This is a genomic window from Cohnella rhizosphaerae (assembly GCF_029525575.1).
Lineage (GTDB): Bacteria > Bacillota > Bacilli > Paenibacillales > Paenibacillaceae > Cohnella > Cohnella rhizosphaerae.
Genome location: NZ_JAPDIA010000003.1, coordinates 1,460,984 through 1,487,175, shown reverse-complemented (window position 1 = coordinate 1,487,175; position 26,192 = coordinate 1,460,984). Strand labels below are relative to the sequence as shown.

Below are 26,192 nucleotides of genomic sequence, written 5' to 3'. Positions count from 1 at the left end.
CCAGTCCAGCGTCAGCCGCCAAGCGCGAATCGATTTGAGCCAAAAAGCGCCGCAGCGTCCCGCAACCAGCCTCACCGGACCGCTTTTTCCCCGCAATCGCCCGATCCTGCCGTCCGCCGGCTTCATGAACCCTCCGCCGAAGCGGCGCGGGTCAGCCGATGGAAGCAATCGAACAACGGCGTACCGTCCGGCATGCCGGACGCCGCGCGGATGTCGGCGACCGTGCCCGACGCCGCCGCGCCGCCTTCGTGGACGAGCACGAACCGGTCGCACAGCCGCTCCGCCGAATCCAGGACGTGCGTCGTGAGCAGCACGCCCGCGCCCCGGGCGCGTTCCTCGTCGAGCGCCTCCAGCAGCTCCATGACCGCCGCGGGATCGAGTCCGATGAACGGCTCGTCGACCAGGTACACGCTCGGCTCCAGCAAGAAGGCGGCGACGAGCATCGTTTTTTGCTGCATGCCCTTGGAAAACTTGATCGGGTAGTCGTCCTTCACGTGCCGAAGGCGAAATCTCGCCAACAACCCCTCCGCCCGATCGGCGAGCCGTTCCTCGGAAATGCCGCACACCGCGGCAGCCAACTGCAGATGCTCCCACAGCGTGAAGCGCTCGTACAGGATCGGCTGCTCGGGAATATAGGCCAGCCTTCCGTTCATCGCGCCGCCGGCAACCGCGTTCGCCTCCCGCCATCGGACATCCGCGTCCCAGTAAGGCAGTTGTCCGAGCAAGCCCTTCATCACCGTACTTTTGCCCGCGCCGTTCGGCCCAAGCAGGCCGACGCGTTCTCCCGGTCCCACCTCGATCGCCACGTCGCGCAGCACGGCATTGCCCAGCTCGTACCCTGCCGCGCGGATCGCCGCGCGCATCAGCCAGCTTTCGCCGCCCATCGGATCCCCACCTTTGCACCCTTTTCAAAGTAACTACGATAACGCGCCGCCGCGGGTTGCGTACCGGCGAGATCGCCCAGCGCGACAACATAGCAAAAAAAGAGCCCCTCATCCGGTTACCGGCCGGAAATGCGAGAGGCTCTCTCACTATTGGGAGGCACCCGTCCGCGAAGACAAGCTCCTCCCGTCTATCTTATCATCCAAGCGTTAGATACGGAAAGGCTGCAGCGCTTCGTTCAGCGGCTTCGTCGCGGCATACACGTCCCGATAGACGCCGAACAGCTCCGCATAACGGCGCGCGCGCGCAGCGTCCGGTACGTATGTCGCGGCATGCTTGACGAACGCGTCCGCGCACGCCTCGAGGCTGCCGTACCAGCCGGCGCCTGTCGCCGCCAGCATCGCCGCGCCGAGACCCGGTCCCTGCTCGCTCTCGAGCCGAACGACTTCCGCGTCGAACACGTCCGCCTGCATTTGCAGCCAGTCGGGATTTTTCGCGCCGCCGCCGATGGAGACGACCTTCGTCACCGACTTGCCGGCTTGGCGGAAGACGTCGACCGACTCGTTCAGCGAGAACGTGATGCCCTCGAGCACCGCTCGCGCGAAATGCGTTATCGTGTGAGCGCCGTCCATGCCGACGAAGCTCGCCCGGATGGCCGCATCCGCGTGCGGCGTGCGCTCGCCGACCAGGTACGGCGTGTACAGCAGCCCGCCGGCCCCCGGCGCGATGTCGCCGACGCCCGCGAGCAGCCGCTCGTACGGCTCGCCCGCTGCGAACGTATTGCGGAACCAACTGAGCGAGTAGCCCGCCGCCAGCGTCACGCCCATCGCGTAAAACGCGCCGGGCTTGCCGTGATTAAAGAAGTGCACCTTGCCCGCATAATCGGCCGAAGCGTCCGGCTCGTGCGTGAGCACGACGCCCGACGTGCCGATGCTGCACAGCGTGAGGCCCGGCTTCAGGATGCCCGCGCCGATCGCGCCGCAGGCATTGTCCGCGCCGCCCGCGAACACGCGCGTCGAGGCCGGCAGGCCCGTCTCGCGGGCCGCCGCGTCGGACAGCGTGCCCGTCTCGGCGACCGACTCGACGAGCGGCGGGCAGAACGAATCCGGAATGCCGAACGCCGCCAGCACCTCTCGGCTCCAAGCACGAGCCGCGACGTCCAGCATCAGCGTGCCCGCCGCGTCGGACAGATCCATTTGCACGGCGCCGGTCAGGCGGTAACGCACGTAATCCTTGGGCAGCAGAAACGACTCCGCTTTGTCGTAGAGCTCCGGCTCATGCTCCCGTACCCACAGCAGCTTCGGGAGCGTGAATCCCTCGAGCGCCGGGTTGCGGGTCAGGCGAAGCAGCGAATCGCCGAGCTTGCGCTCGATCTCGCGGCACTGCGCCGTCGTGCGCGTGTCGTTCCAGAGGATCGCCCTGCGCAGCGGCTTGCGGCTCCCGTCCAGCAGCACGAGACCGTGCATCTGGCCCGAGAAGCTGATGCCGTCGATGCTGCCGCCCGAGGCCGCCGTCTTTTCTCCGAGCTCCTTCAATACTTCGATCGTCGCGCGGACCCAGTCCTCCGGCTCCTGTTCGCTCCAGCCCGAGCGCTCGTGATAAAGCGGATATTCGCGGGAGGCTTCGGCAGCCACCGCTCCGTCCTGCCCGACGAGGAGCGCCTTGACGGCGCTCGTGCCGAGATCGATGCCGATGACATAATTCATGTTTGGCCCGTCTCCTTCGGTATGCTTAATGCGCTTATACGCTGAAAATAACCTCGTTTACCGCTTGGCGAATCTGCTCCAGACGGCCGGAACGGTTGACGATCGGCTTCTGTCCGTTCAGCACGTATGCTTCGAGCGATGCGAGCGTGTGCTTGCCCGCGACGATCTCGGCGCCGATGCCTTCGCCGAAGCTGGCGTAGCGGCCTTCGACGATGCCGTCCAGCGTCTTGTTCTCGATCATCTTGGCGGCGGCCTTCAGGCCGTGCGCGAACGAGTCCATGCCCGCGATGTGCGCGAAGAACAAATCCTCGTCCTCGAAGGACGTCCGGCGGACCTTGGCGTCGAAGTTGACGCCGCCCTTGCCGATGCCGCCTTCGTTTTTGAGGATTTCGAACATGGCCAGCGTCGTCGAGTACAGATCGGTCGGGAACTCATCCGTATCCCAACCGAGCAGGTAGTCGCCTTGGTTGGCGTCGATCGAGCCGAGCGCGCCGTCCAGGCGGGCGACGCGGAGCTCGTGCTCGAACGTGTGGCCCGCCAGCGTCGCGTGGTTCGCTTCGATGTTCAGCTTGAAGTGGTCCTTCAGGCCGTATTTGCGCAGGAAGCTGAGCGTCGTCGCGGAGTCGAAGTCGTACTGGTGCTTGGTCGGCTCCTTCGGCTTCGGCTCGATCAGGAATTGCGCGCCGAAGCCGATCTCCTTGGCGTAGTCGACGGCCAAGTGCAGCATACGGGCCAGATTGTCCAGCTCGAGGCCCATATCCGTGTTCAATAGCGACTCGTAACCCTCGCGGCCGCCCCAGAAAACGTAGTTTTCGCCGTTCAGCTCCTTGCCCACTTCGAGCATCTTCTTGATCGTCGCGGCCGAGTACGCGAATACTTCCGCATTGTTGCTCGTCGCGGCGCCGAATACGTAGCGCGGGTTCGTGAACAGGTTGGCCGTGTTCCAGAGCAGCTTCTTGCCGGTGGACTGCTGGAATTCCTTCAGCTTCGCGACGATGATGTCGATGTTCTTGTTCGTCTCGGCGAGCGTCGCGCCTTCAGGCGCGATGTCGGCGTCGTGGAACGCGTAGAACGGTACGCCCAGCTTCTCGAGCAGCTCGAAGTTCGCTTCGACGCGAACCTTGGCCTTGTCGAGCGGGGAGAGCGAATCCCAGCTGCGCACGGCCGTGCCGGCGCCGAACGGGTCGGTGCCGTTGGCGTTGAACGTATGCCAGTAGGCGACGGCGAAGCGCAGATGCTCCTCCATCGTCTTGCCGAGGACGACCTCGCCGGCGTTATAGTGTTTGAAAGCGAACGGATTGTCGGATTTGCGGCCTTCGTACTTGATCTGCGGCACATTCGAAAACAGGCTCATAATAACGGAATGCCTCCTTAAGGATGTAGGGTCGTTGAATTCGTTTACAAGCTGAATTAAGCATAGCACTCGAAACTTAGTTTGTCTATTGGCTAAACTAAGTTTTATGCTATGATGGCGTTAACGATTAATGGGACGAAAGAACGACGCGAAAATCGCCGATCGCCCCGCGCGAAGGAGCCGCATACCGCATGAAGACCCCGACCGGAGATCAAGCGCTCATCAAAAGAATGAATACCGCCATCGTACTCGAATCGGTGCTGCAGGGCGCCCCGCTCTCTCGCGCGGACATTTCCGCCCTAACCGGCCTGAACAAGGCGACCGTGTCCAGCCTCGTCCAGGATCTGATCGACAGCGGCCTGGTCCGCGAGATCGGCACCGGACGATCCAGCGGCGGCCGCAAGCCGGTTCTGCTTGAATTCGTAGCCGAATCGGGCTATGCCGTCGGCATCGATCTCGGCGTCAATTACGTGCGCGGCGTGCTGACGGACCTGCGAGGCGGCGTGGCGGTCGAACGCACGGCCCAACTGGCCAAGACGTCGCCGGATGAAGTATTCGGCATTCTGCGGCCCTTTATCCAAGCGCTCGTGGACGAGGCGCCGGAGAGCGCGTTCGGCGTCGTCGGCATCGGCGTCGGCGTGCCGGGGCTCGTGGACCGCGGCGGCGCCGTGCTGTATGCGCCGAATCTCGGCTGGCGCGACGTACCGCTGCAGGACGCGCTGAACCGCGCCTTCGGCATCCCCGTCCTGATCGACAACGAAGCCAACGTCGGCGCCATCGGCGAGCGCAAGTTCGGCAGCGGCCGCGGCATCGGCAGCATGATCTACGTAAGCGTCGGCATGGGCATCGGAACCGGGCTTATTTTGCAAAAAAGAGCTTTACAAGGGTGCGGCGGGCTTTTCGGGGGAAATGGGTCATCTGTCCATCGAGGCCAGCGGCCCGCCCTGCCGCTGCGGCAATCGGGGCTGCTGGGAGCTGTACGCATCGGAGCAGGCGCTGCTCGCCCGCGCGGCGGAGGCCGGCATGGGCGGGGGCACGCTGGACGGACTGCTCGCGCTGGCCGAAGGCGGGGACGAGAAGGCGCGCGCGCTGTTCGCCGGGATCGGCGAATCGCTCGGGGTCGGCATCGCCAACATCGTTAATGTCTTTAATCCCGAAGCCGTCGTCATCGGCAACACGATGAGCCGCGCGCGGCCCTGGCTCGAGGAGGCGATGAGCCGAACGACCGAAGCCCGCGCGCTGAACTTTCATCTGCGCGGCATTCGGCTGCTATTCGCCGAGCTCGGCGACCGCTCCGCCGTCATGGGGGCGGCGGAGACCGCGATCGCCGCGTTTTTCAAGCGGCTGCGCTCGGCTTGATTAGGTAAAGCCGGGCTGCTCGCGCAGGCTAAATTAACTGCTGCCTGGAACCGATACAGCACTCAGCATATGCGGCGCGAGCGTTTGGTCCTACCTGGGAACAATGCGCCGTACATCCGATCTCCCGCGCGCCAGTTGAGTCCTACCTAGGAACGATTCGCCGTACATCCGACCTCCCGCGCCAGTTGAGTCCTACCTAGGAACGATTCGGCGTACTTCCGATCCCTCGCGCCAGATTAAGTCCTATCTAGAAACAATGCGGCGTACATCCGGATCTCCCGCGCCAATTGAGTCCTATCTAGGAACGATTCGGCGTACCTCCGATCCTCCGCGCCAGATTAAGTCCTATCTAGAAACAATGCGGCAGCCAGCTCATCACCCGCGCCGGGTTTAATCCTACCTGGGAACGATTGACTCCCGCGGCGTGTTGCCGCCCCATTCATTTCCTATGCGGGAACAATGGAACGCGCAGGGTCTCCCGAATCGAAAAGCCGGATACGTTCTCCGGGCGCGACGCGCGCCTGGGGAGCATATCCGGCTTCCTTGTTGCCTTTACTTCGATGAATGCGGTTATTCGGGCTTGATAACGCCCTTTTTGAGAATGATGTTGGCGTATATCGCGCTCTCGCCCGTCGCCACGATCGCATAAGCTTGCTTCGCACGCTCATAAAACGCGAACCGCTCGACTTCCTCGAACGGCTCCGCAAGACCGGTCCGCTCGCGGATAATATCGCCGTACCTGCCCCAGATCGGCGTCTCGGCCGTATCGCCGGGCACGACCTGCATGAGCGCAACCGGCCGATCCGTGTACTGATCGAGCGGCATCAGCTTCAGCACCGCGTCCAGCAGCTCCGGAACGCCGTGGCCGTCGGCGCGTACGAGACGCTGGGCATGACTGGCAGCGGGGAAGTTCCCGTCTCCCAGCACGATCTCGTCGCCGTGGCCCATCTCCATCAGAATCTTCAGCAGCTCCGGCGACAATATCGCCGGAATTCCCTTCAACAATTCAATCGACCTCCCGCCGGCTTCTGCGCATGCGCACGGTCAGAACGCGCGGGCCTCCCGAACCGGACATGTCCGCGGCGCGTAGGGCGGAACGCCCGTTTCTGCCGTCTTCTGCCAGTATAACCGACGCGGTTCGTCTTGTCTTTATCGAGCTGCGCCCGACAACGCGTCCGAAATGACTTTGACGCCTGTCCTGCGGTCGATCGGCCCGTAACCGAGCACCATTTGGCCGTCCACGCCATAGACATGCCCGTTTTTGACCGCCTTCAGGTTTTTCCAGATCGTACTGTCCTTCCACGTATCGGTGAACGCGGCCATCGTGGAATCGCGGTAGTTGAAGTAGCCGAGGACCAGATAATCGGGATCGAGCGCGCTGAGTCCTTCAAGGCTGAGCTCGGCGCCGGTTTTCCCGATATCGCCTTCGGGCGCTTGCAGGCCAAGTCCGTCATAGTAATCCTTCAAATAGTCGCTTCCCTGCAGGTAGACCGTCTTGTCCCGCACTTGCAGGAACGCGACCGTGCCTTGGAGCTCCGCGAGCTTTGCTTTGGCTGCCGCCAGTTCGCTCCTGTAGCCGGCAATATAGTCAGCGGCGACCTGCTCCTGCCCGAGAATCTCGCCGATCTCCGTCACGAGCGCCTGCCAGTTCGACCACACATCCGTCTGCGCTTCGTCGATGACGACGGTCGTCGCGACTTGGGACAACTGCGGCAGCACTTTCTCGTTCGTCTTGTTGCCGGCGATGATCAGATCGGGACCGTAAGCCGCCAGCTTTTCGAGATTGACCTCCGTGTTCTCGCCCACGATCCGGATGTCGGCGATTTTGTCCGCGTACGCTTTGTAGGCGTCCGTGCCGAGCAGAGATTGCTTCTCCGTAAAAGGAAGCGCGAACGCGGCGGAGTCGAGGTCGAACAGCAGCAGCGAATCGGTATAGCCCCAATGGAGCACCGCGACCTTCTTCGGCCGTTCCGGGATCGTCACGTCGCCGCCGACGCTTGTCACCGTGCGGGGATATGCCGCCGAAGCTTCTGAAGCGCCCGCGGACGCAGCGGGACTGTCGCTGCCGCCGGCCTCCGCTCCGCCTGCCGAAGCGCTGGCGGTTGCGCCTGCACCGGCGCCGGGGCTGCCCGAAGCTTCGTTAGTTCCGCGCCCGCAAGCCGACAGCAGCACAAGCAGCAGCATTAAACCGACAAACGCCGGCCACCATTTGAAGCGATTCATCATGTTAAAAATATCCCCTCTGCTCATCTAGTAGATAACGATTCTCATTATCATCTAGACTTTAACACCTCTCCTGCCTTCTGCAAATGGAGAAAAGTTAGCGATCAGGATGGACGATTTCGCCTATGCTTCAGTCCGATCTCGCCCGGAGATTGCCCTTTGTGCTTCTTGTACAGCCGGCTGAAATAGTAGGCATCCGGATAACCGACGCTTCTCGCCACCGCATGCACCGGATACGTTCCGGTCGCGAGCAGCTCCTCGGCGCGGTTCATCCTGTACCGGATCAAATAATCGATCGGGCCCATCCCCATAAACCTGCGAAACTGCGTCGAAAAATACTTGGGCCCGAGCCCATGCCGCTCGGCCAGCCGCGCAAGCGTAATCGGCTCCGCGTAATACGCGTGAATCAGCTCGAGCGTGTCGCGCACCATCTCGGAAGCGGGTCCGTGCCTGACCGTCCGCGCCGCGAAGAGCAGCCGGTTCACGAGCTGGTAAAACAGCGTTTTTTTCTCAAGCCTCATCATGCTATCCGGAAGCGCGGCCGCCTGCAGCAGCCGCTCAAGCAGCAGTCGCTGCTCCGGATCCGCGCCGACGCGCAGCGGCGAGACGGCGATCAACATCTGCGCAGCCTCGCCGATCTGCGGCTCAGGCAAGTAGTGAACGAGCCCGTACTCGAACGCCTCGCCTCCGGTCCGGATCTCGAGCCGTCTGTTCAGTCCGCCGATCAGCGCGACGCCCGGCTCCATCGTATGCCGCTCCGCGCCGTCAAAAATAAAATCGGCCTGACCGCTCAGACCGATAATGACCGCACACTTGGAGGTTGGCCGCTCTACGTGCCCGGTATATGCCGAATCGGCCGCGAGGACCGTGCGGTAAACGCCGTGAACGGACAGATTCGCGCCTTCGAACGCTTCAGCCAATTGCTCGCACGTATAGGACATGTTCGCGTTGCCTCGTCCTTTCCGCCGTTTATGTAGGGCGGCCGCGCCGCCCGCCGCATTATACCTTTTGCCCGAATACCTGCCCGATCATGTCCGCGATCGTGCGGCCGTCGAGCACTTCCATCATCCTGCGTTCGGTCTCTCGAATGACGTCGCCGAACGCTTCCTTCATGCCCGAACCGAGCGCCGTGCAGTCGTCCGCGCTGTCCAGCATTCCGCTGTGCAGCGGCTCGGCGATCTCAAGGGCGCGATACACTTCGCCGAGCGTAATGGATTCGGGCGGCCTGAGCAGGAAATACCCGCCTTCCCTGCCCTCCCGGGCGCCGACGATCTGCGCCCTTGCGAGCCGCGACAGAATGCGCCTCATCAACGTCGCTTCGGTGGCGCACCCTCCGGCGATCTCTCCGCTTGGACAGCGGTCGTCCCGATCGGCGTGATGGGCCAAGTAAACGAGAGACTGTAATGCGTATCCGAACCATCTCGGCGTCGCCACGCCTCCGCATTTATCGACTGGCATAAACACACCTCCATCCGGCGTACTCGCTCATTTACACAGTATAGCGCATCGGGCATGCGATGTCTCTATGCAAGGGGACTCCCCGGTCGGATACCCATGCGAAGGGCTGCCGTCAAAGCGGCCCTGATCATCTCAGCACGGCTCGGTTTTTCCGGCTATCTCCCCTGTCCTCAAGGCGAAGCAGCGCCAATCTGGCGCCCTATCCGCGATTCGCCTCCCGCACCGCCTCCGTCATCTTGTCGCCGCCCTCCGCGTGCCAGCGCTGCGCGTAATCGTCGAATGCCGACAGCGGCAGCTCTCCCGTGATGATTTTCGCATAAGTCTCCAGCTCGAGGTTCAGCAGGTTCGTCCACATGGCCGCGAGCGACGGCGGCGGATCGGCGAAAAAGCTCTCGATCTTGACCGTCTCCGCCCGCCCGACGCTGCCCCACTGCTGATAGGCCGTCGAGCCGCTCCATGCGTCCAGATTTTTGCGCGGATACTCCCGCTCGGTCAGCGAATCGTCGTACAGCCGCTTCGTCTCCTGGTCCAGCTGGCCTGGATCGAGCTCGCCGGCCAGCGCCTTGGTCAAGCGGTCGTGCCGCTGGGCGATCGCATCCGGATAGTCGAGCAGCAGGTCGAACGGATAATAATTGCGGAGCTGGGTGTCAAGCTGCTCCGTCGCCGCCAGCAAGCTCTTGGCGCCCGGGTCCTGGTTGCGCTCGATCCGCGTGAACACGTTCAGCAGCTTGAGCGCGGCTTCGGGATGCTCGTAGCCTTTGCGGACGACCAGATAGCGGTCGGTGACCGGCGATTCGCTTACGTTAAAGCGCCCATTGTCATCCACCGGTACCGCATACACCCGCCAGTCCGCTTTCGTGTCTTGCGAGACCGACTTGGACAACGGATAATAGGGCGCCCACCAGGGTCCGAAAAAGATGCCCGTCTTGTTGTCCGCCACCAGATCCTGCGCGTCCTGCCGCAGCATGAACTGCATGTCCAGCACGCCTTCCTTGTACCACTCGGCGAGCAGCTTGAGCGTCTCCTTGGCCTCGCGCTGCACCGAACCGTACACGGGCCGGCCGTCCGAGCCCGCGATCCATTTGCGCGGGTAGGCGCCGAAGGCCGCGAACACGGCGTTCAGCCCGTTGTTGCCGGTCTTCTCCCCCGAAGACCATGCCGCGATCCACCGGAATGCCGACCGTGTCCGCCTTGGCATCGCCGTCCGGATCGATGTGTCTGAAAGCCTTCGCGATCCTGGCAATGTCGTCCAGCGTCTTCGGCTGCGCGAGGCCCAGCTTGTCCAGCCAGTCCTGACGCACCCACAGGTACGTCGGCGCGTCCGCCTCGATCGCGACGTTGGGCAGCCCGTACAGTCGCCCGTCGATCGACGCCTCCTGCAGCGCCTTGCCGCCGGTCGCATCGTAGATCGACTTGACGAGCGCGGACGCGTACTGGCTGTACGTTTCCGTGAGATCGGCCAGCTCGCCGGCCTGCTTCAATTCCCGGAACTGCTGCCGGTCGACGACGAAGGCGTCGGGCAAGTCTCCGCTGCGGATGGCGTAGTTCATCGTGGACGCATACTGCACGCCGCTCGGCGTCTCCCACGCGTACTTGATCGAGATGCCCGTCTGCTCGCCGAGATACCGGCTGACGAAGTTGTTCTCGCTCGTATCTCCCTCGGGCAGGGCGATGTCCGAATATTGATGCGGAATGCGCAGCGTGACCGGCGTATCGTACCTGGCGAACGCCTCGCGGTCAGCCGGATCGACGCTCGCGGCGGCGTCGTCCTTGGCCTTGCCGCCGTCACCGCCGAAGCAGGCGGTCAACGACAGCGCGCAAGCCGCCAACGCGACTGCAACCTTCGATGCGGCGGCGATTCTCCGCGTACCGGCGGTTCGCGCGCCGCCCACTCCCTCGTCGGCGACGCGGGCTCGTTTGTTTTTGGCGGCGTTCACGGGCGGCCTCCTTCATGCTGGAGCTCCTGCCCCGCGCTCCGGTATTCGGATGGAAGCAGCCCCGTGCGGTCGCGGAAAAGACGGCTGAAATACTTGTCGTCCTCGAAGCCGACCCGTCCGGCGATGTCCCGGATGGGCAAGTCCGTCCCGACGAGCAGCGCCTTCGCGGCCGTCAGCCGAAGCTTGCGGAGCGCATCCCCGAACGCCTCTCCGGAAGCGAACTTCTTGAAGCACTGGCTGAAGTAGCTGCGGCTCATGCCGATGCGGCGCGCCACCTCGTCCTGGTTCAGGTCGCGGCCCGCGTTGCCCTTCATGTAGAGCACCGCGCGGATCAGGCTGCCGAACACCTCTCGCGACAGCGACAGCTCGGCGAGCCGCTGCTGGGTAAGATGCGCCGCCGCGGACAGCCAGCTTTTCCACTGCTTCCAATCGTGCAGCGTCTCCGGATCCCCGAGGACGTCCGCCAGCCCTGCCCCGTCTCCCGCTCCGCCGCGCCAGCCCAGGTACGGCGCCCATTCCGCCGCGAGCGATCGGAGCCAGTCCTGCAGGCGCGCCGGGTCGATCTGCCATTGCTCGATCTGCAGGACGAACTTGCGCCAGTCCTCGCCGTACAGCAGCCAGCGGCACTCGGACCACTCCGCGAACGCCGCGTCGAGCTCCGCGGGCGTCGGCCCCGCGTCAATCTTGAGCTCGTTCAGCGCGATCGCGCGATCGCCCGCGTCGCCGCTCCCGCGGTAGAACAAACGCACCGGCAGCCGCTCCGCGATCGCGCGCTCCGCCTCCCGCGCCGAGACGCGATCGTCCGCGCCCGCGGTCACGAGCGCCGCGTGCCATCTGCCGGCTACGTGCGCCGGCAGCTCGCGCAGCCAAGATTCCGCCTGCTCGGCTTGCGCGGACCAGAGCCACAGGCCGCCGCCTACGCGGCGCGGCTTGCCTTCGGGCGCCAGGCTTGCGGGCGGCGTATCGTCTCTCGCCGCGCGTCCTTTGGGCGCCAGCACCATGGCCGCCTCGAACGGCCGCTGCGCGCCGCCGGCCGTATGGCGCCGCTCCCATTCGAACCGCTTGACGATGCGCTGCAGCGTCTCGTCCACGTTGCTCTTGTTGAGCAGCGTCTTGACGATGTAGTCGATCGCGCCGATTCGAAGCGCCTCCTGGACATAATCGAACTCGTGGTAGCAGGTAAGGATGACTGCCTTCGTCTTCGGATAGCGGCTCCTCGCCTGGTCGATCAGCTCGAAGCCGGACATGCCCGGCATGCCGATATCGACGAACATCATGTCGATCTCGCGCTCGCCGAGCAGCGCCAGCGCGGACGCCCCGTCCTTCGCCTCGCCGACGATGGAGATGCCGTAGGCGGACCAGTCCGCCAGCGCGATAAATCCGCGACGCACCCGTTTCTCGTCGTCAACGACCAGCGCTTTGATCATAGAGCTCCACCTCGCTTCGAATCGGTATGTGCACGGACAGCGTCGTGCCTTCTCCCGGCGCGCTGCGGATGCGCAGCAGATCGCCGCTGCCGTAATAGCTCTCCAGCAGCCGCTTGACGTATTTGAGCCCGATGCCCATCCCCGTCCGGGAAGCGCCCTCGCCTTCGAGCAGCCCGGCAAGCGTCTCTTCGTTCATGCCTGGACCGTTGTCCGTCACCCGGAGCGCCAGCATGCCCGGCGCGTCCGGCTCCCGCTCGACGACGACGCGGATCTCGCCGCCCTCCTCGCTCTGCCCGTGATAGATCGCGTTTTCCACGAGCGGCTGAAGCAGGAAGCGCGGCATCGCGATCGACTCCGTGCCCGGCTCTACGACGATGCCGAAGGCCAGCTCGTCCTCGTAGCGGTAGCTCTGCAGCTCGATATAATGTCGCAGCGCCTCGAGCTCCTGGCCGACGGTGACGATCAGGCTGTTTTTTCCCATGTTGTATTGAAGCACCTGGACGAGCAGCGTCACGATCCGGTCGATCTCCTCCTGGCCGCCCGCTCTGGCGACCCATTGCACCGTGTTCAGCGTATTGTGGAGAAAATGCGGATTGATCTGGCTCAGCAGCTTTTCCGTCTCCAGCTGATACTTCGCCCGCTCGTTCTGGCCGATCTCGACGATCAAGCCGTTGACCGTCGTCTTCATGTCCTGGAAGCTGCCGAGGAGCTGGTCGAACTCCTCCACCTGCATATATTGGACCGGCGCCTCCCGATCCCGGGTCATGCGGACGATCTCGCGGTTCACCTTGCGGATGGACCCGTATACTTTGCGCCAGACGAGCATCGCGAGCACGATCGCGAGTCCGAACGCGAAGGCGAACAGCAGCGCCAGCCGCCGGAACCAGTCGTTGATCTCCCGGTTGAATTCGTTTTTGCTGACGGCCGTCATCAGCTTCCAGCCCTGCGGGCTCTCGTAGCCGAACAGATAGTAGCCGCGATACGGTCCGCCGTCCGAAGCCGCGATCTCTTCGTAGCGCAGCTGCTTCGGATCGAGCGGCGGCTCGCCGTCGTCCGCGAACAGCGCGTCGCCTTCCTCGTCGAATACGTAATGCGATACCTTCATGCCGTAGAGCGCGCTGTTCAGAATCTTGCGGAACAGGTTGTAGTTCGACTCCAGATAAATGTAGACAGGCGTCTGCTGCTCCGTGCGCACGACGCGCAGCGACGAGATGACCGTATTGTCGCTGTTCTTGTACTGCGTCCGGTGCGGTCCGTGGAAGACGGCGCCCTTGTATTGCACGAACGGCGGCAGGCCGTCGATCGTGAATCCGCCGATCACCGGCAGGTTATTAAAAAAGAACGGGCTCCGCGGCTTTCGGCATGTAGTACACGGTAAGTCCCACGTTCGGGCTCGTGAAGTTGACCAGGTTCAGGCTGTCCTCGATATCCTGCTTGATCTCCGCCTTGTCGTAGGTCTGGCTTGTTTTCAGATAACCGTTGACCAGTTCGACCAGCCGTCCGTCCAGCGCGAACTGCTTGGAGACGAAGTCCAGGTCGTTCAGCATGTTCTCCATCCCCGTCGCCTCCTGCTTGAGGCTAGCGTCGATGCCGCTGCGGATCTTGCCGGTCAGTATGGAGTGAAGCGACGAATACGTATAGGCGGAAAACAGAATCGGCGGGAACAGGCAGGCGATCAGCAAATAGATGACGAGCGTGCGCCTCAGCGTGCCGGACTTGAAGGGATGAGGCATTTTAAAATATCGCGACAAAAACAGTTGCGTGCATCCCCTCTCGTTGCGTCGGGCTCGCCGCCCTGTATACGCTTACTATTTTAACAAATAACGCGGGTTCCCGACAGCGGAAGCCATTTCCTCGCCCGCGATGCCCGAAAAGCTTATCGCCGACCCGGTCGGGGGCGGCGATAAGCTTCAGTCATACAGTGGCTTCGATTCTTACTTGGCGCGGTATTCGAACACCTTTTCGTTTTGCGATTTGTTCCAGTTGTAGACGTCGTCGTAGCCGAGGCCTTTGGCTTTCGAGATCATTTCCTTTTTCAGCTTGTCGAACTCGGCCTCGTTTTTCGCGAACACCATCTTCCAGGAATATTGCTTAATGACCTGCGCGACCTGCCCCTGCTTCTGCGACAGCTCGTCGGAGATGACCTCCGGCGCCGTGCCGGTGAAAATTTGCTTGTTGACCGCGATCATGTCGTTCTTCAGCAGGTATTCCTTGGCGCTCGTCGCGCCGCCCATCGCGGCCCGCCAGCTTTCCTCCAGCTTGTTCGGCGCTTGGGCCAATGTTGAAGTCCACAGCGTATAGTCATACGGTTCGCCGGTTTCCGGGTTGATGCTCGTCAGCTTGAGGGTCGAATTGTTGATCTGATTCTGACCGTCCTTCCAAGTGCCGCCGCCGAATTCGTCCGGCACTGCCGTCGGATTGGATGGTAATGCTTGCTTGCCGAAGTCCGTCAGCACCGGCTTGCCGCCCTCCAGCTTCCAAGCCATGCCTTCCGGTCCGTAGTTAGCGACCATGGTGCCCTCCGGGCTATACAGCCAGTCGATAAATTCGAGCACGCGCTCCGGATGCTTGGCCTTGGCGCCGATCGCCCAGATGCGGTTGCCGCCGTACGGATTGTAGCCGTAGGAGAAGGTGCGTTCCTCTTCGAACGGCACGAGCGCGAAGCCCTTGCCTTCCGCCAGACGCTCGGGCGTATTGTACGTGTTCAGCCACGGGAACCAGGTGAACAGGAGCTGGCCGTCCGTCATCTTGTTGACGACGTCGTCGAACTTCTGCGTCATGGAGTCGGGATCGACGAGCCCCATCTGGTTCGCGTCGAAATACAGCTTCAGGCCGCGCATGTAGAAGCCGTTTTCGTCAAGCACGCCCTGCACTTCGTTCTTGTCGGCCGAGATCAGCGTGAAGCCGCCGGGGTTGAAGCCGTCGCCCTCGTCGAAGCCGTTCAGCCCCGCCCATGCCTTCGTATTCATCATCATATTGCCGTCCCAATCCTGCCACATCGAGAAAGCGTAGGTCGGCTTGCCCGAATCGCTCTTCGGTTCAAGCTCCTGCATCTTCTTCAGCACCGGGAGATAGTCTTCCATCTTTGTGATCTTCGGGCTGCCGGCCTTCTGATACAGGTCGAAGCGCAGGTTCGGGTTGTAGGTCATGTCCTTGCCTTCCGAAGGACCTTCGCCCTCGCCGACCTCAAAGCCAATGCCGTATACTTTGGAACCGCCGCCGAAGTTGACCTTGTTTTTCTCGATCGCCTTGGGCGCATACTTGGTCAGGTTCTGGCCGTACTTGTCGAGCAGGCCGTCCTGCGTCCAGTCGAGCAGCATGCCCGCCTTGATCGCGTCCTGGTACTTCTGGCCGTCGTCGCCGAACACGACGAGGTCGCCCAGATTGCCCGCCGACATCATCGCGGAAAACTTCACGTCGCCGCCGCCCTCGAGGTTCGAGGAGATGATGTTGAGATCGAGGTTGAACTTGTCCTTGACGACCTTGGCGAACCAGCCCTGCTGCTCGCCCGAGAAATTGGACAGCATCGAGAACACGTCGATCTTGTAGGCGTCGCGCTGCGGCGCGCTCGATCCAGAAGCGCTTGCAGAAGCGCCGGACGATGCCGAGCCGGACGGCGCGGCGGACGGCGAAGCGTTGTTGTTGCCGCCGGAGCAGGCTGCAAGGCTGGCTGCGAGCAGCACGGCGACGGATGCGGTTAGCGCTTTTTTCTTTTTCATCTGAACCACGGGGTAGTCCTCCCTTTAATAGATAGCTATTGGTCGTTCGGCCTGACATGGAGCGGTCAGTCGTTCCGGTCACATCGCGGGCTCCGGATTCACCTCCTTAAATGGAGCCCGCCGGGAGTGGCTGGCCGCCGTTCGGCCTTAGCCCTTGACGGCGCCGATCATGATGCCTTTGACGAAAAACCGCTGGAAGAACGGGTACACGAACAGGATCGGGATGACGACGATCATCGAGACGGTCGTGCGGATCGAGGTCGCCGTCTGCATTTTGGACAAGTCGACGTTGGCCGCGCCTCCGCTGCTGCGGATGATGGCCGCGAGCGAGTTGGATTCGTTCAGATACTTGTAGAGCACGAACTGAAGCGTGTAGTACTTCTGGTCGGTCATGAGGAACACGGTGTCGATAAAGGAGTTCCACTGCGTCACGGCGGAGAAGATGGCGATCGTGGCGGCGATCGGCATGATGAGCGGCATAATGATGCGGAAGAACAGCGTCATCGTGCCTGCGCCGTCCATCTCTGCCGACTCCTGAAGCACCTCGGGCAGCGACTCGACGAACGTTTTGACCAGGATCACGTAGAACGGTGAGACGATCATCGGCAGGATGTAAGCCAGGAAGTTGTTCGTCATATGCAGCTTCAGCATGATGACGTACCAAGGGATGATGCCGGCGTTGAAGTACATCGTGATCATGATGAAGCGGTACCAGAACGTGCGGGCCCACATCTTGCGCTTGGTGAAAATGTAGCCGAGGAACGCGGAGCCCGCTACCGTCGCGACGGTACCGATAACCGTCCGTCCGACGGAGACGAGTGCGGCCTGCGACAGCCCTTTAAGCTTTAGCACCTGGATGTAATTGTTGAAGTGAATGTCCTTCGGGTACCACATCACGAGCCCTCTCGAGCTCAAGTCGTTGCTGCTGATCGTGTTGATGAACAGATAGTAGAACGGGAACAGGCACAGCAGCGTGAAGATGGCGAAGGCCAGATAGTTAAACGTGTGAAATACTTTGTCCCCGGTCGAGCTGCGGATCTTCAAGTTCGGTCCCTCCTTTGCTTAGATGATCGATTCGCCGCGGACCCACTTGGAAAGGCGGTTGGCGAAGAACAGCAGCCCGATGCTGATGATCGACTTCAGCATGCTGACGGCCGTCGCGAACGAGAAATTGGTGCCGAGCATGCCCGTGTTGTACACGTAAAGATCGAGCACTTCGATGTGATCCTTGTTGATCGGGTTCTGGAAGACGAAGTACTGCTCCATCCCGTTGTTGATGAAGTTGGCGATCGAGAGCAGCAGCAGCACGAAGTACGTCGGCATGATGCCGGGCACCGTGATGTTCCACATCTGGCGGAAGCGGCCCGCGCCGTCGACCTTCGCGGCATCGTACTGCTCCTGGTCGATCCCGGTGATGGCGGCGATGTACATGATCGCGCCCCATCCGAGTCCTTTCCAGGTAGCCCACAGGATCATGGCGAGCCAGGTATGGCTGTCGTTCGCCAGGTAGTTGAAGCCGCGGTCCTGCAAGCCGAGCTCGATCATGAGCTTGTTGATCAGGCCGTTGTCGACGTTGAACATCATGAAGGCGATTGCATAAACGAGCACCCAGCTGATGAAGTTGGGCAGCGTCGTAAGGATCTGCACCGTTTTCTTGAAGCGCATCGATCTGATCTCCGACAGCAGAATCGCGAAGGCGACCGGCAGAACCGAAGTCAGAATACCGAGGGCGCTCATGGCGACGGTGTTCTTCATGACCCGCAGCACCTCTTGGGTCTGCGTCGGATTGGCGAAGATCGAGCGGAACCACTGCAGGCCGACGAACGGCGTATCGCTCAGCTTGAAGCCGGGACGGTAATTGTAAAGCGAGTAAATCCAGCCGTACAGCGGCATATAGCTGAACACGAACACGAGCACCAGGAAAGGAAGCGCATACAAAAACAATCGGTAACGTTCCGTAATGCCGCGTTTTCGCGAGACGGGTTGAGCGACGGTCTGGGGATGCGGCGAGGTGCCGGCAGCCGAATTCATAAGATTCCTCCTTCTGGGGTGGCAAGGCGCCGCCTGCGGCTTCAGCCTTGACGGCCGGCTAGCTTGCGAGGGAACGAAGCTGCGCAGCGTCTCGCGGATGGACGGAAATCGTTTTCCATTCGGCGGCTGCCGGAGCCTTTCCCTCTCTTCTACGCCTCTTATTGTAGCTACCGCGGCCTATGTAAGGGGATACAAAACGGTTTTAGCGTATGTGACAGCTGTCGCGAGACATCGAACGAAATTCTGCCGCGCGCGTACGAAATTCTACCCTCGGCAATGGATGAGGCGAAGGATGGCCCGCTCCAGCACGCTGTCTGAGTAGGAAAATCGTCGGCTGGGCTTCTTTGCCGGCTGTTTTTGCGCGTTTTAACGATATCCCCTTCGCACAGGAACGGGATTTTCGACCATAAAGCGGCATAGGGTTTTGAGCGGATAGCTGCGGTGGCGACCTATTGGCGAGCATGGGGTTGTAGGGGAAAAACCCTGCAACTCCGCAGAAACTTCCACCCGAGAGCAGTGTTACACGGAAAAACGATAAAACGCTTGTCGATAAGCGCCTATGGGCACTATCGCCGCATCTGCGACGCTCGGATAGGTGCCGATAAGCGCCTATGGGCACTATCGCCGCATCTGCGACGCTCGGGGAGGCGCCGATAAGCGCCTATGGGCACTATCGGCGGCAAGATTTTTTGGCGGAATAGCGGTGGTGATGATTGGTGATGACCGTTATTGGAACTGCATGAAATTTGTTTGGCGGGATAACGGCGGTGCCAACGATAAAAAAGAGCGCCCTCTCTCCGCCTGAGGCGAAGTCGAAGACGCTCGGGTGAGCGAGCCAAACTAGCTATGCGGCGCTAAGCGACGCGTTTGCGGTCGGAAGGCAGCAGCATGGCCAGGAAGCCGACGACCGGCAGAATGCCGATCGTGCGCATGACATCGGACATGCCGTAGACGTCCGCGGCTTTGCCGAGCACGACAGCGCCGATGGCGCCCATGCCGAAGGCAAGGCCGGTCGTGAGGCCGGAGGCCATGCCGACCTTGGTCGGCAGCAGGTGCTGCGCGTAGACGACCGCGACGGAGAAGCCGGACAGCAGGATGAAGCCCATGATCCCGATGACCGGATAGACGGCCCACAGCGGCAGATACGGCAGCGCGAGCGAGAACGGCAATGCGCCGACGATCGAGAGCACGATCATTTTTTTCAGCCCGATCCGGTCCGCCATGACCCCGCCGAAGAAGGTGCCGGCCACGCCGGTGGCGAGGAAAAGGAACAGCGGGATCTGCGCGGACGATTTGGACAAGCCGTAATGGTCGATCAGGTAAAACTGGTAAAACCCGCTGATGCCCGAATGGTACCAGGAGCGGCCGAACACGATGAAGACGAGCAGCGTCATGGCGAAAAGCGCGCGCGGGTGGTTCGTCAGCTCGGCGGGCGCCGCGGCGCCCGCTTTTCGCTTCGCGCCGGCCGCTTCGCTTTTCTCCCGCCAGGCGGTCAGCTGTCTCTTGTACCACGGCGTCAGCCACATTAACGCCGCGATGGCGAAGGCCGCGAACAACGTCCCCCAAACCGCGCCGCGTTGGCCGAAGGGGATAAAGATCGCCGCGGCCATGAGCGGCGCGAGCGAGCTGCCGGCATTGCCGCCGACCTGGTAGATCGACTGGGCGAGCCCCCCGCTTGCCGCCTGCCGCGAAGTAGACGACGCGCGAGCCTTCGGGATGGAAAATGGACGAGCCGAGACCGATGAACATAACCGCAAGCAGCACGCTCCAGAACGCCGGCGCGAAGGCGATGCCGACCATGCCGATCAGGCTGAGGCACATGCCGAGCGGCAGCAGGTAGGGACGCGCGGTTTTATCCGTATAGGAGCCGACGACCGGCTGCATGACCGACGACGTCATATTGAGCGCGAACGTAATCCAGCCTACCTGGGCGAACGAAAGGCTCAGCGACTTTTCGAGGACGGTGAACATCGCCGGGACGACCGCCTGCATCGAATCGTTCATCATATGAACGAAGCTGATGCAGAGCAGCACGGGCATGACGGCGAGCGAGGCGTCGCGGGCGCTGCCCGGCTCGGCCCGCGTCGATGCGGTGGATGCCATGAATGATTCCTTCTTTCGGATTTTCCGCTTGATGTGATTAAAGTTTAGGAGCCGCTGGCGTTGAAGTCAAGCGAACAATATCGATCGGGGCCATCGGAATAAAGCATGTTGACCGGGCGGCCGAGGGATTGCCTGCGGTGGAAGCGGACATATTGACAAGTGGGGCGCTCCCGCGCGTTCGTCTGCGGGAACTTCTTTAAGCTTGCGACATCGGGAGGCTGGACTTAACGTGCATAAGCAAGTCATTCGCGATTGGGCGATGCTCGCCGTCTTCGTGACGGCTGCGATCGGATTGTTGCTGCTTCACCGCGGACCCGCGCTAGGCCGCGAGTCCCCCCGCTTCGGGAACGCATGCGCGCGAAGACGCCGCCGTCCGGAACGTCTCGGTCTCGGCACGTCCGGCGGCGCCAAAGCTTCTGGCCATGGCCCCGGACTTCTCGCTCGAAGGCTTGGACGGCGCTACGCATTCCTTGTCGGACTACCGGGGCAAACCCGTCGTCCTGAATTTTTGGGCTTCGTGGTGCGGTCCGTGCAGGGAAGAAGCCGCGGCCCTCGTCAAGACGGCAGCGCGTTATAAAGAACAAGCGACCGTCGTTGCCGTCAATCTGACCGCCTCCGACGACGAAGCCGCCGCGAGATCCTTCGCAACCGATCAACGATTCTCGTTCCCCGTGCTGCTCGATCGGTTGGGCACCGTCGGAGAGCTGTACCGCATCCGGCCGATCCCGACGACGCTGTTCATCGATGCGCAGGGCGTCGTCGCGGACGAAGCGCTCGGCGCGCTCGACGAGGAAGCGTTCGCGCGACGCATCGAGGCGCTGCTCAAGCCGGCGGATTAGCGGTTAATCCCTCCGATCGCCTCTCGCATACGCCGCTATGTTCTTGCAACCTGTCCCAAAGCGATTAATAATGAAGGATAATGACCGCCGGGGAGGGCATGCGACATGGAACAATATCGGGCTTTGGTAGCAAGATTAAGTGGCGAAGAGGTGCTCGCCTCGGTCGAACGGCTCGAAGCGCCGCCTTTGCAGGACGGCGATGTGCGCATCCGGGTCTCGTACTCCAGCGTGAACTATAAGGACGCGCTCGCGGTCAGTCCGCGCGGCAACGTCGTGAAGCGCTATCCGCATGTGCCCGGCATCGACCTCGCCGGCACGATCGCAGCCTCGAAGGACGCGCGGTTCCGCGAAGGCGACTCGGTGCTCGTCACCGGCTACGGTCTCGGCGTATCCGCGGACGGCGGCTATGCCGAGCTTGCACAGGTGCCGGCCGACTGGGTCGTCCCGCTGCCCGCCGGTCTGACGGCGCGTGAGGCGATGGCGTTCGGCACGGCCGGCTTCACGGCCGCGCTGTCGGTCCTTCGCCTGGAGGAGGCCGGCCTCGCGCCCGGACAAGGGCCCGTGCTGGTGACGGGCGCGACCGGCGGCGTCGGCAGCGTCGCGGTCTCGATGCTCGCGGGCCTCGGTTACGAGGTGGCGGCCAGCTCGCGCAAGGCCGATGCCGAGGCGCAGGCCTTCCTGCGCGGGCTCGGCGCGAGCGAGCTCCTGCCGCCGGAGGCGCTGCGCATGCCCGAAGGCAAGGCGATTGCGCGCGAGCGCTGGGCCGGGGTCGTCGACCCGGTCGGCGGCCCCGCGCTGCGGGACGTGCTCGGCACCGTCCGCTACGGCGGCGGCGTCGCGCTGAGCGGATTTACGGGCGGCGCGGATTTCGCCCCGAACGTCTATCCGTTCATCCTGCGCGGCGTGAGGCTGCTCGGCATCGACTCGGTGCTATGCCCGATGCCGGAGCGTCAGCGCGTCTGGGCGCGGATGGCCGGCGACATGAAGCCCGCCGGGCTGCTGGACGAGATCGCGAGCGAAGCGACGCTCGAGGAGCTGCCGGAAGCGCTCCGCGCCATCCTGCGCGGCGAGATGCGCGGCCGCGTGATCGTGAAGCTGTGACGAAGGCCGTGACGGCGAAGGGTGCCAATAAAAGAAAGCCGGGCGCGAATCGGCCGCGCTCGGCTTTCTTTTTTTTATAAATTTATCGTTCATCCGCGAACTTGAAGCTCCGCGCCAAATAGATGACCGGCGTCGACGCGGCGGAAATGACGAACTTCAGCACGTAGGTCGTGATGGCGATCTCCCACCAGACGTCCCAGGGATACAGGCCGATAAAGGCGATCGAGCTGAAAATGAGCGTATCGACGAGCTGGCTGAGCCCGGTGCTGCCATTGTTGCGGATCCAAAGCTGGGAGCGGCTCGGATACGCGACCTTCAGACGGCTGAAAATGCGAACGTCCAGGAACTGGCTCACGAAGTAAGCGCACAGGCTGCCGATTACGATCCGCGGCGTCATGCCGAAGATGATTTCCAGCGATTCCTGGCTGAAGTCGTCGGCGCCCGGTTTGAAATGAAGCACCATCTGCATGATGATAAGGGACATGAGCATCGTGAAAAAGCCGAACCAGACCGCCTTCCGCGCTTCCTTTTCCCCGTACTTCTCGTTCAGCAGGTCGGTGGTCAGGTAAATGGTTGCGTAAATGGTATTGCCGAGCGTCATGACGATGCCGTAGATCTCGATCGTCTTGACGACCTGAATGTTGGCCAGCAGCGTCGCCGCGCCGATCCAGGTGTACAGCCCGTTCTTGCCGAACAGGCGGTAGCAGACGAGGAACAGCGCGAAGTTGACCGCGACGAATCCCGCGCCCCAGAGCAGGTTGAACATATTGGACTTCCTCCTAGTTTTGATGACGCGGGAGGTCTCGAACCGCGGCTCCGTGTCCCGGAGCAATGCCTACCATTATAGCATAGCGGCTGTGTCGCGACAGCGGAAATGTCAACGCCTCCGCCGCGAACAAATCCGCTCGGGCCAAGCTTCGCTGCTTCACGGTAGTCCCATGTAGGAACAAATCCGCTCGCTCCGGGCGTCGCTGCTTCACGGCAGTCCCATGTAGGAACAAATCCGCTCGCTCCGGGTGTCGCTGCTTCACGGCAGTCCCATGTAGGAACAAATCCGCTCGCTCCGGGCGTCGCTGCTTCACGGCAGTCCCATGTAGGAACAAATCCGCTCGCTCCGGGCGTCGCTGCTTCACGGCAGTCCCATGTAGGAACAAATCCACTCGCTCCGGGCGTCGCTGCGTCTCGGTCGTCCCATGTAGGAACAAATCCGCTCGGGACGGGCGTCGCTGCTTCACGGCAGACCCATGTAGGAACAAATCCGCTCGCTCCGGGTGTCGCTGCTTCACGGCAGTCCCATGTAGGAACAAATCCGCTCGCTCCGGGCGTCGCTGCGTCTCGGCAGTCCCATGTAGGAACAAATCCGCTCGGGCCAAGCGTCACTGCTTCACGGTAGTCCCATGTAGGAACAAATCCACTCGCTCCGGGCGTCGCTGCTTCACGGCAGTCCCATGTAGGAACAAATCCGCTCGCTCCGGGCGTCGCTGCTTCACGGCAGTCCCATGTAGGAACAAATCCGCTCGCTCCGGGCGTCGCTGCGTCTCGGTCGTCCCTTGTAATTAAGAAAAGGGTGAAGTCTAAGCTTCACCCCGAATGTTTTACCTTTTGATATGTCAAAAAAAATCCGGCTGTCGCGATTGCCCCTGTCGGCAACCCGGCAGCCGGATTTTACACGTTACTGCAAGCTATTCGGAAGGCGGTGGCAGCGCCGACAGCGGCGTATACGCGACGGCGTTGGACCGTCCCCGGTAATAACCCGCGCTCACGATTAATTCGAACTGGTATTCCACGCCTTCGGCCAGATTGGAAACTAGGACGCTGTCCGCAGACCAAACGAGGTCTTTGGCCTCCCACACCGTGACACTGTTTCCCGTCGTGACCAGCAGCAACAAGCCATCATTGCCCAGCGGCTCCGTAAAGGAAAGGCGAACCTGCGAGCCGGTATTTTCGCCGAGCAGGTCGACCGAGAGGTCGTCGATTGTCTTAATGAAGTCGTACGGCACATGCATATTCGTCGGCGCCAGCTTGAAGAGCGCGTCCGCCTCGGTTGGCGCGGATACGTGGCCGACCCACGCTTTGAACGATAGATCTCGGTCAACCGTGGATTTGCCGATCCAGACCGAATATACAATGTGGAGACCCATGCCTGAGGGTAGCGAATAAGGATCCTCGGGAAAATTCCCCACAAAACGGTCGGTGCCCTCGATCCGTCTCATCGTAAAGTTGTCGCGTCCCATTTCGTGCTCGTAGTCGACGTACATTTCATCCCCATCGTATCCCGGCAAGGTCAGCTCAACGCCATTTACGGCGTTGATTAAGTTCAACCCTACGTTTGTCGCGGTTACGTTAACGGTAAGGTATTCTTCCTCGTAATTATAATCCGTCATCTCCAGCTTCACGTCTGCCGAGAGCTTGAAATGAATGACCGTCTCTCCGCCGACTGCATTGGTTGCAGTCAAAACGTAGGTTCCCGTCTCGGATAGCTCGCCGCCGAGCTCATAGTCCGCGACGAGTTCGCCGTCCTTGGTCAACGTGACGGATGCGATATCGCTGCCCTCGCCGAGCCTGGGCGTCACGGTTGCCGGATACGTTTGACCTTCCGCTATGCCGTCGATGACCGGGCCGGGCGTTGGCGACGGGCTTGGCTCGGCGCTCGGCGACGGCGACGGGCTTGGCTCCGCGCTCGGCAACGGCGACGGGCTCGACTCGGCGCTCGGCGACGGCGACGGGCTTGGCTCGGCGCTCGGCGACGGCGACGGGCTCGGGCTCTCGCTTGGCGACGGCGACGGGCTTGGCTCGGCGCTCGGCGACGGCGTCGCCGTAGGCGCAGGTCCGCCGGACGACGCACTTCCTCCGGTCGCCCCGGTCTCGCCTTGGAGCAATACGCCCGCTTCCCTCTCCACGCTGCCCGGCGGATGTTCGAACGACGAGCCGGATACGAACAGGCGGGCATTGCCGATGTTGCCCGAGCCCGTAACGAAGATGATCGCAAACGCGTTCAGGCTGCCTACGGACGAGCCCGGGGGCACGACCAGCAAACCTTGCGTACGGAAATCAAGCTGCGAAATGAACGTCGCGCCTCCCAGCACGAGCCGCAGCTTGCCGGCCAGCTTGTTGACGACGACTTGTCCCAGCTTGGCGTCCGTCAGATGTACGCTGTGCTCGCCGCCTCCGGCGACGTTCAGCTTCCCGTCGACGGTGACGCCCTCAAGCAGCGCGTCGCCCTCGCCGACCTCGGCCCCGATCGTCAGATCGCCGCGGACGACCGTGTTGCGCAGCGTCACGCCCGGCGCCGCGATCGACACGCTGCCGGCGATCTCCTGCGTGCCCTCGGCAGGTCCGTAGACGCCGGCTTTGTCGTATACGGTCGTGCGCGTCCGCTCGCGCAGCGCCCAGGCTTTGTCCAGCGCCACGACCGCTTCGGCGCGGGTCATCGCCCTGGCCGGCCGGAACGTGCCGTCGGGATAGCCGCCGAGCAGCTTCGCGTAGACGGCCGAAGCGACGGACGCCTTGCTCCACGACCGAAGTTCCGACGCATCGGAAAACGCGGGTTCAGCCGCTCCCGTTTCCGCCACCCCGTCCAGCTTCGCGAGCACGACCGCCGCTTCTTCCCGCGTGACGCTGCGGGACGGGCGAATCGTGCCGTCCCCGTAACCCGACAGGATCCCTGCGCCCGCTGCCGCGTAGATCGCCCCCGCATACCAACTCCCCGCGCGAACGTCGCTATACTTCCCCGTACCCGTCCCCGTACCCGCACCGTCCGCCTGCAGCCCGAAGGCGCGGACGGCGAGCGTCGCGAATTCCGCGCGCGTGACCGGCTGGTCCGGCTGCTGACCGCCGCTCCCGGCGCCGGCCAGCCAGCCTTTATTCACCCATGCGTCCAGCGTGTCCTGGGCCCAATGCCCCTGAAGCCCGGCAGCCGAAGAAGCCGCGCTTCCCCAACCCGTACCAAGCATGGACAGCGCCAGCGCGCACGCCGACAGCCTGACTCCTTTTCCCCATGCCACCTCGATCATCCTCTCTTCGCGCATTCTTCTGGTGCCTATCCTACCAGTG

20 protein-coding genes and 2 pseudogenes are annotated in these 26,192 nt (G+C 62.4%); 4 read left to right on the top strand and 18 right to left on the bottom strand.

Annotated elements, in window-relative coordinates:
• Positions 1-122: 122 nt before the first annotated feature.
• The 3 genes from OMP40_RS12385 to xylA form a co-directional block, all read right to left on the bottom strand.
• Entirely contained in the window at positions 123-884 is a 762-nt protein-coding gene (locus OMP40_RS12385; RefSeq protein WP_277531693.1) for an ABC transporter ATP-binding protein, read from the bottom strand.
• A 207-nt stretch (positions 885-1,091) separates the two neighbouring features.
• A complete protein-coding gene (gene xylB / locus OMP40_RS12380) occupies positions 1,092-2,588 on the bottom strand; it encodes a xylulokinase (RefSeq protein WP_277531692.1) in 1,497 nt (498 codons plus the stop codon).
• A gap of 34 nt (positions 2,589-2,622) precedes the next feature.
• A complete protein-coding gene (gene xylA / locus OMP40_RS12375) occupies positions 2,623-3,942 on the bottom strand; it encodes a xylose isomerase (RefSeq protein ID WP_277531689.1) in 1,320 nt (439 codons plus the stop codon).
• A gap of 191 nt (positions 3,943-4,133) precedes the next feature.
• Here xylA and OMP40_RS40050 point away from each other — a divergent pair.
• A pseudogene (locus tag OMP40_RS40050) lies at positions 4,134-4,793 on the top strand (ROK family transcriptional regulator); the annotation flags it as partial.
• A 58-nt stretch (positions 4,794-4,851) separates the two neighbouring features.
• Positions 4,852-5,301 carry an ROK family protein gene (locus OMP40_RS40045; protein ID WP_338131105.1) on the top strand — a complete coding sequence of 150 codons (450 nt, stop codon included), beginning with the start codon at positions 4,852-4,854 and terminating at the stop codon, positions 5,299-5,301.
• 570 nt (positions 5,302-5,871) lie between these two features.
• Here OMP40_RS40045 and fucU read toward each other — a convergent pair.
• From fucU to OMP40_RS41560, 13 genes and pseudogenes are all read right to left on the bottom strand, one after another.
• The gene (gene fucU / locus OMP40_RS12365; protein ID WP_277531688.1) at positions 5,872-6,306 is read right to left on the bottom strand and encodes an L-fucose mutarotase; all 435 of its coding nucleotides are present in this window, start codon (positions 6,304-6,306) and stop codon (positions 5,872-5,874) included.
• Between the two features lie 144 nt (positions 6,307-6,450).
• Positions 6,451-7,527, bottom strand: a complete 1,077-nt coding sequence (locus OMP40_RS12360; RefSeq protein ID WP_277531686.1) for an ABC transporter substrate-binding protein — start codon at positions 7,525-7,527, stop codon at positions 6,451-6,453.
• Between the two features lie 101 nt (positions 7,528-7,628).
• Positions 7,629-8,465: a helix-turn-helix transcriptional regulator gene (locus tag OMP40_RS12355; protein WP_277531684.1), complete on the bottom strand. Its 837-nt coding sequence runs from the start codon at positions 8,463-8,465 to the stop codon at positions 7,629-7,631.
• A gap of 58 nt (positions 8,466-8,523) precedes the next feature.
• The gene (locus OMP40_RS12350) at positions 8,524-8,982 is read right to left on the bottom strand and encodes an RrF2 family transcriptional regulator (protein WP_277531682.1); all 459 of its coding nucleotides are present in this window, start codon (positions 8,980-8,982) and stop codon (positions 8,524-8,526) included.
• A gap of 199 nt (positions 8,983-9,181) precedes the next feature.
• Positions 9,182-9,823 carry a type 2 periplasmic-binding domain-containing protein gene (locus tag OMP40_RS12345; protein WP_277531680.1) on the bottom strand — a complete coding sequence of 214 codons (642 nt, stop codon included), beginning with the start codon at positions 9,821-9,823 and terminating at the stop codon, positions 9,182-9,184.
• Positions 9,801-10,919 carry an extracellular solute-binding protein gene (locus OMP40_RS12340; RefSeq protein ID WP_277531678.1) on the bottom strand — a complete coding sequence of 373 codons (1,119 nt, stop codon included), beginning with the start codon at positions 10,917-10,919 and terminating at the stop codon, positions 9,801-9,803. The genes OMP40_RS12345 and OMP40_RS12340 overlap by 23 nt, the downstream gene beginning before the upstream one ends.
• Positions 10,916-12,346, bottom strand: coding sequence for a response regulator transcription factor (locus OMP40_RS12335; protein WP_277531676.1), 1,431 nt, complete (start codon positions 12,344-12,346; stop codon positions 10,916-10,918). Before OMP40_RS12335 ends, OMP40_RS12340 begins: the two co-directional genes overlap by 4 nt.
• Positions 12,324-13,667, bottom strand: coding sequence for a sensor histidine kinase (locus OMP40_RS12330; RefSeq protein ID WP_277531674.1), 1,344 nt, complete (start codon positions 13,665-13,667; stop codon positions 12,324-12,326). The genes OMP40_RS12335 and OMP40_RS12330 overlap by 23 nt, the downstream gene beginning before the upstream one ends.
• A 10-nt stretch (positions 13,668-13,677) precedes the next feature.
• Positions 13,678-14,079: a hypothetical protein gene (locus OMP40_RS12325; RefSeq protein WP_277531673.1), complete on the bottom strand. Its 402-nt coding sequence runs from the start codon at positions 14,077-14,079 to the stop codon at positions 13,678-13,680.
• Between the two features lie 201 nt (positions 14,080-14,280).
• On the bottom strand, positions 14,281-16,065 hold the full coding sequence (locus tag OMP40_RS12320) for an extracellular solute-binding protein (RefSeq protein WP_277533141.1): 1,785 nt from the start codon (positions 16,063-16,065) through the stop codon (positions 14,281-14,283).
• A 147-nt stretch (positions 16,066-16,212) separates the two neighbouring features.
• Positions 16,213-17,109, bottom strand: a complete 897-nt coding sequence (locus OMP40_RS12315) for a carbohydrate ABC transporter permease (protein WP_277531671.1) — start codon at positions 17,107-17,109, stop codon at positions 16,213-16,215.
• Positions 17,110-17,127: 18 nt separating this feature from the next.
• The gene (locus OMP40_RS12310) at positions 17,128-18,096 is read right to left on the bottom strand and encodes an ABC transporter permease (RefSeq protein ID WP_277531670.1); all 969 of its coding nucleotides are present in this window, start codon (positions 18,094-18,096) and stop codon (positions 17,128-17,130) included.
• An 854-nt stretch (positions 18,097-18,950) separates the two neighbouring features.
• A pseudogene (locus OMP40_RS41560) lies at positions 18,951-20,136 on the bottom strand (MFS transporter).
• A gap of 485 nt (positions 20,137-20,621) precedes the next feature.
• Here OMP40_RS41560 and OMP40_RS12300 point away from each other — a divergent pair.
• Together OMP40_RS12300 and OMP40_RS12295 are read left to right on the top strand one after the other, a co-directional pair.
• Entirely contained in the window at positions 20,622-21,038 is a 417-nt protein-coding gene (locus OMP40_RS12300; protein ID WP_277531668.1) for a TlpA family protein disulfide reductase, read from the top strand.
• A 105-nt stretch (positions 21,039-21,143) separates the two neighbouring features.
• Positions 21,144-22,139 carry an acrylyl-CoA reductase family protein gene (locus OMP40_RS12295; protein WP_277531664.1) on the top strand — a complete coding sequence of 332 codons (996 nt, stop codon included), beginning with the start codon at positions 21,144-21,146 and terminating at the stop codon, positions 22,137-22,139.
• Positions 22,140-22,221: 82 nt separating this feature from the next.
• Here the strand turns inward: OMP40_RS12295 and OMP40_RS12290 are convergent, their stop codons facing one another.
• Together OMP40_RS12290 and OMP40_RS12285 are read right to left on the bottom strand one after the other, a co-directional pair.
• Positions 22,222-22,905, bottom strand: coding sequence for a queuosine precursor transporter (locus tag OMP40_RS12290; protein WP_277531662.1), 684 nt, complete (start codon positions 22,903-22,905; stop codon positions 22,222-22,224).
• A gap of 916 nt (positions 22,906-23,821) precedes the next feature.
• Positions 23,822-26,143, bottom strand: coding sequence for an S-layer homology domain-containing protein (locus tag OMP40_RS12285; protein WP_277531660.1), 2,322 nt, complete (start codon positions 26,141-26,143; stop codon positions 23,822-23,824).
• Between the last annotated feature and the right edge of the window lie 49 nt (positions 26,144-26,192).

Coding starts and splice junctions, on each gene's coding strand:
- OMP40_RS12360 (WP_277531686.1), bottom strand. CDS start 7,527: ATGATGAATCGCTTCAAATGGTGGCCGGCGTTTGTCGGTTTAATGCTG.
- OMP40_RS12385 (WP_277531693.1), bottom strand. CDS start 884: ATGGGCGGCGAAAGCTGGCTGATGCGCGCGGCGATCCGCGCGGCAGGG.
- OMP40_RS12350 (WP_277531682.1), bottom strand. CDS start 8,982: ATGCCAGTCGATAAATGCGGAGGCGTGGCGACGCCGAGATGGTTCGGA.
- OMP40_RS12355 (WP_277531684.1), bottom strand. CDS start 8,465: ATGTCCTATACGTGCGAGCAATTGGCTGAAGCGTTCGAAGGCGCGAAT.
- OMP40_RS40045 (WP_338131105.1), top strand. CDS start 4,852: ATGGGTCATCTGTCCATCGAGGCCAGCGGCCCGCCCTGCCGCTGCGGC.
- OMP40_RS12310 (WP_277531670.1), bottom strand. CDS start 18,096: ATGAATTCGGCTGCCGGCACCTCGCCGCATCCCCAGACCGTCGCTCAA.
- OMP40_RS12335 (WP_277531676.1), bottom strand. CDS start 12,346: ATGATCAAAGCGCTGGTCGTTGACGACGAGAAACGGGTGCGTCGCGGA.
- OMP40_RS12300 (WP_277531668.1), top strand. CDS start 20,622: ATGGCCCCGGACTTCTCGCTCGAAGGCTTGGACGGCGCTACGCATTCC.
- OMP40_RS12295 (WP_277531664.1), top strand. CDS start 21,144: ATGGAACAATATCGGGCTTTGGTAGCAAGATTAAGTGGCGAAGAGGTG.
- xylA (WP_277531689.1), bottom strand. CDS start 3,942: ATGAGCCTGTTTTCGAATGTGCCGCAGATCAAGTACGAAGGCCGCAAA.
- xylB (WP_277531692.1), bottom strand. CDS start 2,588: ATGAATTATGTCATCGGCATCGATCTCGGCACGAGCGCCGTCAAGGCG.
- OMP40_RS12290 (WP_277531662.1), bottom strand. CDS start 22,905: ATGTTCAACCTGCTCTGGGGCGCGGGATTCGTCGCGGTCAACTTCGCG.
- OMP40_RS12320 (WP_277533141.1), bottom strand. CDS start 16,065: ATGAAAAAGAAAAAAGCGCTAACCGCATCCGTCGCCGTGCTGCTCGCA.
- OMP40_RS12325 (WP_277531673.1), bottom strand. CDS start 14,079: ATGCCTCATCCCTTCAAGTCCGGCACGCTGAGGCGCACGCTCGTCATC.